The organism is Salinivibrio sp. IB282, from assembly GCF_001995685.1.
Classification (GTDB): Bacteria; Pseudomonadota; Gammaproteobacteria; order Enterobacterales; family Vibrionaceae; genus Salinivibrio; species Salinivibrio kushneri.
Genome location: NZ_MUET01000104.1, coordinates 1 through 5,916, shown reverse-complemented (window position 1 = coordinate 5,916; position 5,916 = coordinate 1). Strand labels below are relative to the sequence as shown.

Here is a 5,916-nt window from a genome sequence, read left to right as displayed (position 1 = left end):
GAAAAACATGATCACCGGTGCGGCGCAGATGGACGGTGGTATCCTGGTTGTTGCGGCAACTGATGGCCCAATGCCACAGACGCGTGAGCACATCCTACTTGGCCGTCAGGTTGGTATTCCAAACATCATCGTGTTCATGAACAAATGTGACATGGTTGATGACGAAGAGCTGCTTGAGCTGGTTGAAATGGAAGTCCGTGAGCTACTTTCAGAGTATGACTTCCCAGGTGACGACTGCCCAGTTATCCAAGGTTCAGCGCTCGGTGCCCTGAACGGTGAAGAGCAGTGGGAGCAGAAGATTGTTGAGCTAGCAGAAGCCCTGGATGCTTACATCCCAGAGCCAGAGCGTGCAATCGACAAGCCGTTCATCCTGCCAATCGAAGACGTCTTCTCAATCCAAGGCCGTGGTACGGTTGTAACCGGTCGTGTTGAGCAAGGCATCATCAGCGTAGGTGACGACGTTGAAATCGTGGGCATGAAAGAGACCGCGAAGACCACCTGTACCGGTGTTGAGATGTTCCGTAAGCTTCTAGACGAAGGCCGTGCGGGTGAGAACGTTGGTGTTCTTCTGCGTGGTACTAAGCGTGACGAAGTTGAGCGTGGCCAAGTGCTGGCGAAGCCGGGTTCAATCACTCCGCACACTAAGTTCGAGTCAGAAGTTTACGTGCTGGGCAAAGACGAAGGTGGCCGTCATACGCCATTCTTCAAAGGCTATCGTCCACAGTTCTACTTCCGTACTACTGACGTAACCGGTACTATCGAGCTTCCAGAAGGCGTTGAGATGGTAATGCCTGGTGACAACATCAAGATGGTTGTTGAGCTGATCGCACCTATCGCGATGGACGAAGGTCTACGTTTCGCTATCCGTGAAGGTGGCCGTACTGTAGGCGCGGGTGTTGTTGCTAACATCATCGCTTAATTTGATAGACGCTGAGTCTTATCAATCAAAGGGAGCGCATTGCGCTCCCTTTTTGTTTGCCCTTTCTTTGACGATATTTTGATATAAATGAGCTAGTCATCAATAACCAAGCGTTATATAAAAAGTCTTTACCCTGAAAGCAATGCGAACTATTCTCGTTATAGTTCATGTTTTGAGATGATTGAGATGTTAGTTTGTATCTGCCACAGCGTATCGGATAAGACCATTAAGCATTGGGTGCGTCAGCAAGGCGTCACCAGTATCCGTGAGTTACGCCAGCTGACGCCTCTGGGGTCGCAATGTGGTAAATGTGTACGCCAAGCCAAAGAGGTGATTTACGACGAGAGCCAACTGATCACGCTGCAAAAAGCGAGTTAACCTGCAGTCAATATTTGACAGCCTCCTTATGGGTTCTACATTTGTAAAGTAGAACCCATAAGGAGGCTTTTGCCATGAAAGGCGATCCAAAATCGATAGCATTTCTCAACACGGTACTCGGTAACGAACTGATTGCGATTAATCAGTATTTTTTGCATGCGCGCATGCTTAAAGACTGGGGCTTAAAAGTCATCGCGGACAAAGAGTATGAAGAGTCCATTGATGAGATGAAGCATGCGGACAAGCTCATTGAGCGTATCTTGTTTTTAGAAGGGACGCCCAACCTGCAAGATTTAGGTAAGTTACGTATTGGTGAAGACACGCAAGAAATCTTCGAATGTGATCTTGCGCTGGAGATGCAAGCGCACGAAGACTTGAAAGAAGCCATTGCTTACACCGAAAGCATCCGCGATTTTGTGTCGCGAGATCTGTTCCAGTATATCCTCGACGACGAAGAAGAACATATTGATTGGCTCGAAACTCAGCTGGGTCTGATCGATAAAGTGGGTATCGCCAATTACAACCAAGCACAAATCATCGAAGACGCCAGTGACAAAGACGGCTAGTAGGCTTTGTGGCCAAAATGTGGACCTACACTCAGCGTGCCCTTAGTGGGCACGCTTTTTTAGGGCCTAATTATTAACCAACACTTGCAAAGCTAGCGCGCATCGGTATAATGCCCGGCACTGCTTAAGTCATTGCGACTTCCGACGCAGTTGTGAACCAATGAGCATCGAGGAATGGAACAGTAAACTGTTCGTTTAATGTATACTCCGCTTATGTTCGCAGTCATAGAATAATGGCTGACAATGTGCCTAATTTTGGCACTACGGTTTCACATAAATTAATCGGCATTCCCTCGTCTTAATGAGGTGGAATGGCGATATTGTTTGTGTAAATATTTTAGAATTTGGAGCTCTGTCTCATGCAGAACCAACGTATCCGTATCCGCCTTAAGGCGTTCGATCATCGCTTGATCGATCAGTCTACCGCGGAAATCGTTGAAACCGCTAAGCGCACTGGCGCACAGGTTAAGGGACCAATCCCTCTACCTACTCGTAAAGAGCGCTTCACCGTTCTTATTTCTCCGCACGTAAACAAAGACGCACGTGACCAGTACGAAATCCGTACTCACAAACGTCTGATCGACATCGTTGAGCCAACAGATAAAACTGTTGACGCTCTGATGCGTCTTGACCTTGCTGCGGGCGTTGATGTTCAAATCAGCCTGGGTTAAGGGGGAGTAGATAATGATTGGTCTAGTCGGTCGTAAAGTCGGTATGACTCGCATCTTCAACGAAGATGGCGTTTCTATCCCGGTCACCGTAGTTGAAGTTGAAGCGAACCGTGTTGCTCAGGTGCGTAAGCCTGACGTTGACGGTTATGCCGCAATTCAAATCACTACAGGCGAGAAGAAAGCAAGCCGTGTCAACAAGGCACAAGCTGGTCACTTTGCGAAAGCAGGTGTTGAAGCAGGCCGCGGTTTGTGGGAATTCCGTCTGGAAAATGGTGAAGAGTTCGAAGTTGGCGCTGAGCTAAACGTTGATCTTTTCGCTGAAATCAAAAAAGTAGACGTTACTGGCACGTCAAAAGGTAAGGGCTTCCAAGGCGGCGTTAAGCGTTGGAATTTCCGTACTCAAGACATGAGCCACGGTAACTCTTTGTCTCACCGTGCGCCTGGTTCTATCGGTCAATGTCAGAGCCCAGGTCGCGTATTCAAAGGCAAAAAAATGGCAGGTCACATGGGTGCTGAGCGTGTAACGACTCAAAACCTAGAGATCGTACGTGTTGACGCTGAGCGCAATCTGCTTCTTATCAAAGGTGCAGTCCCAGGTGCGACAGGTGGCAACGTGATCGTTAAACCAGCCGTTAAAGCGTAACGTCGAGGAGATAGTAATGGAATTGGTAGTCAAAGGCGCCGACGCGCTAACTGTTTCCGAAACTACCTTCGGGCGTGAATTCAACGAATCCCTGGTTCACCAGGTAGTCGTTGCATACGCAGCTGGTGCCCGTCAAGGTACTCGCGCTCAGAAAACTCGTTCAGACGTATCTGGTGGCGGTGCTAAGCCATGGCGTCAGAAGGGTACTGGTCGCGCCCGTGCAGGTACAATCCGCAGCCCAATCTGGCGCAGCGGTGGTGTCACTTTCGCAGCACGTCCTCAGGACCATGCTCAGAAAGTAAACAAAAAGATGTACCGTGGTGCTCTTAAGAGCATCCTGTCAGAGCTGGTTCGTCAAGAGCGTTTGATCGTTGTTGATAACTTCTCTGTTGAAGCACCAAAAACTAAAGAGCTTGTCGCTAAGCTGAAAGAGCTTGAGCTGAACGATGCTCTGATCGTCACTGCCGAAGTTGATGAGAACCTGTTCCTTGCCGCACGTAACCTTTATAAGGTTGACGTACGCGATACAGATACCATCGACCCAGTTAGCTTGATCGCTTTCGACAAAGTCGTGATGACTGCTGATGCAGTTAAACAAGTTGAGGAGATGCTGGCATGATCACTGAAGAGCGTATCCTAAAAGTTCTGCGTGCTCCGCACATCTCTGAAAAAGCGACGATGGCCGCTGAAAACAACAACACTGTTGTATTCAAAGTCGCCAAAGAAGCTACGAAAAAAGAGATCAAAGCGGCAGTTGAAAAACTGTTCGAAGTTGAAGTGAAGTCTGTTCGTACTCTTCTCGTTAAGGGTAAGACCAAACGTCAAGGTATGCGTGAAGGCCGTCGTAGCGACTGGAAAAAAGCGTATGTTGCCTTGAAAGAAGGTCAGGACATCGACTTCGTTGGCGGCGCTGAGTAAGACGGAGGAGTAAAAGCAAATGGCTATTATGAAATGTAAGCCGACTTCACCGGGTCGTCGTCACCTTGTTAAAGTGGTTAACCATGATCTTTATAAAGGTAAACCATATGCACCACTGCTAGAGAAAAACTCTAAGTCAGGCGGTCGCAATAACAACGGTCGAATCACAGTGCGTAACATCGGTGGTGGTCACAAGCATCATTACCGTGTAATTGACTTCAAACGTACTAAAGACGGTATCCCAGCGAAAGTTGAGCGTCTTGAGTATGATCCGAACCGTAGTGCAAACATCGCGCTTGTACTGTATTCGGACGGTGAACGTCGTTACATCATCGCACCAAAAGGCCTAAAAGCCGGTGATCAGATCCAATCTGGTGCAGATTCAGCTATCAAGGTAGGTAACACCCTGCCAATGCGTAACATCCCAGTGGGTTCTACTATCCACAATATCGAGCTTAAGCCTGGTAAAGGTGGTCAGTTAGCTCGTTCTGCGGGTGCTTATGCGCAAATCGTAGCTCGTGACGGCGCGTACGTCACACTCCGCCTGCGCAGCGGTGAAATGCGTAAGGTTCTTGCTGAAGGTCGTGCGACTCTTGGTGAAGTGGGTAACTCTGAGCACATGCTACGCGAACTGGGTAAAGCCGGTGCCGCGCGCTGGAAAGGCGCACGTCCAAGCGTACGTGGTGTTGCAATGAACCCGATTGACCACCCACACGGTGGTGGTGAAGGCCGTACCTCAGGTGGTCGTCATCCAGTATCACCATGGGGTATGCCAACTAAAGGCTTCAAGACCCGTAAGAACAAACGTACCGACAAGTACATCGTACGTCGTCGTAACAAGTAATTATTATCAGAGGATAAGCCATGCCACGTTCTCTCAAGAAAGGTCCTTTTATTGACCTGCACTTGCTGAAGAAGGTAGAGAAAGCGGTGGAAAGCGGTGACAAGAAGCCTTTAAAGACTTGGTCCCGTCGTTCAATGATCATCCCACAGATGATCGGATTGACCATCGCTGTCCATAATGGTCGTCAGCACGTACCCGTTTTCGTTTCTGAAGAAATGATCGGTCACAAGCTGGGCGAGTTTGCACCAACACGTACTTATCGCGGCCATGCTGCTGATAAGAAAGCTAAGAAGCGTTAAGGGGTAAGAAATGGAAGCTATTGCTAAACATCGCTTTGCTCGTATCTCGCCTCAAAAAGCACGTTTGGTTGCGGATCAAGTGCGCGGTAAAGACGTAGCACAAGCACTGGAACTACTGACCTTCAGCAACAAAAAAGCGGCTGACCTGGTTAAGAAAGTGTTGGAATCTGCTATTGCAAACGCCGAGCATAACGAAGGTGCGGATATCGACGATCTAAGCGTCGCCAAAGTCTTCGTGGATGAAGGCCCAATCATGAAGCGTATTATGCCTCGTGCAAAAGGCCGTGCCGATCGCATCTTGAAGCGTTCTAGCCACATCACTGTTGTTGTAGCAGACCGCTAAGAGACGAGGAGATAAAGCAATGGGTCAAAAAGTACATCCTAATGGTATTCGTCTTGGCATTGTTAAGCCTTGGAATTCCACTTGGTTTGCTAATAACCAAGATTTCGCTGACAACCTAGACGGCGACTTTAAGGTACGTCAGTTCTTGAACAATGAACTGAAAAAAGCGTCAGTCTCTCGCATCGTTATCGAGCGTCCTGCTAAGAGTGTTCGTGTGACTATTCACACGGCACGTCCTGGTGTGGTTATCGGTAAGAAAGGTGAAGATGTCGAGAAGCTGCGCGCTCATGTTGCAAAACTAGCCGGTGTACCAGCGCAAATCAACATCGCTGAAG

11 protein-coding genes are annotated in these 5,916 nt (G+C 48.6%); all 11 read left to right on the top strand.

The window, feature by feature from the left end:
• Window positions 1-919: elongation factor Tu (gene tuf / locus BZG14_RS14445; RefSeq protein WP_108743572.1), on the top strand; the 919-nt coding region annotated here is incomplete at its 5' end.
• Window positions 920-1,105: 186 nt separating this feature from the next.
• On the top strand, window positions 1,106-1,297 hold the full coding sequence (gene bfd, locus BZG14_RS14440; protein ID WP_046074828.1) for a bacterioferritin-associated ferredoxin: 192 nt from the start codon (window positions 1,106-1,108) through the stop codon (window positions 1,295-1,297).
• Between the two features lie 74 nt (window positions 1,298-1,371).
• Window positions 1,372-1,863 (top strand): bacterioferritin, encoded by a 492-nt coding sequence (gene bfr, locus BZG14_RS14435; protein ID WP_077487095.1) that lies wholly within the window; start codon window positions 1,372-1,374, stop codon window positions 1,861-1,863.
• Between the two features lie 359 nt (window positions 1,864-2,222).
• Entirely contained in the window at window positions 2,223-2,534 is a 312-nt protein-coding gene (rpsJ, locus tag BZG14_RS14430; RefSeq protein WP_002541412.1) for a 30S ribosomal protein S10, read from the top strand.
• A 13-nt stretch (window positions 2,535-2,547) separates the two neighbouring features.
• Entirely contained in the window at window positions 2,548-3,177 is a 630-nt protein-coding gene (gene rplC, locus BZG14_RS14425) for a 50S ribosomal protein L3 (RefSeq protein WP_069362264.1), read from the top strand.
• 16 nt (window positions 3,178-3,193) lie between these two features.
• Complete coding sequence (gene rplD, locus BZG14_RS14420; RefSeq protein ID WP_046074792.1) at window positions 3,194-3,796, top strand: 50S ribosomal protein L4; 603 nt, start codon at window positions 3,194-3,196, stop codon at window positions 3,794-3,796.
• On the top strand, window positions 3,793-4,095 hold the full coding sequence (gene rplW, locus BZG14_RS14415) for a 50S ribosomal protein L23 (protein ID WP_021024465.1): 303 nt from the start codon (window positions 3,793-3,795) through the stop codon (window positions 4,093-4,095). The genes rplD and rplW overlap by 4 nt, the downstream gene beginning before the upstream one ends.
• Before the next feature lie 19 nt (window positions 4,096-4,114).
• Window positions 4,115-4,939, top strand: coding sequence for a 50S ribosomal protein L2 (rplB, locus tag BZG14_RS14410; protein ID WP_069362265.1), 825 nt, complete (start codon window positions 4,115-4,117; stop codon window positions 4,937-4,939).
• A 20-nt stretch (window positions 4,940-4,959) separates the two neighbouring features.
• Window positions 4,960-5,238 carry a 30S ribosomal protein S19 gene (gene rpsS, locus BZG14_RS14405; protein ID WP_021024467.1) on the top strand — a complete coding sequence of 93 codons (279 nt, stop codon included), beginning with the start codon at window positions 4,960-4,962 and terminating at the stop codon, window positions 5,236-5,238.
• Window positions 5,239-5,248: 10 nt separating this feature from the next.
• On the top strand, window positions 5,249-5,581 hold the full coding sequence (rplV, locus tag BZG14_RS14400) for a 50S ribosomal protein L22 (RefSeq protein WP_046074794.1): 333 nt from the start codon (window positions 5,249-5,251) through the stop codon (window positions 5,579-5,581).
• A gap of 19 nt (window positions 5,582-5,600) precedes the next feature.
• On the top strand, window positions 5,601-5,916 hold a 316-nt coding region (gene rpsC / locus BZG14_RS14395), incomplete at its 3' end, for a 30S ribosomal protein S3 (protein ID WP_077609056.1).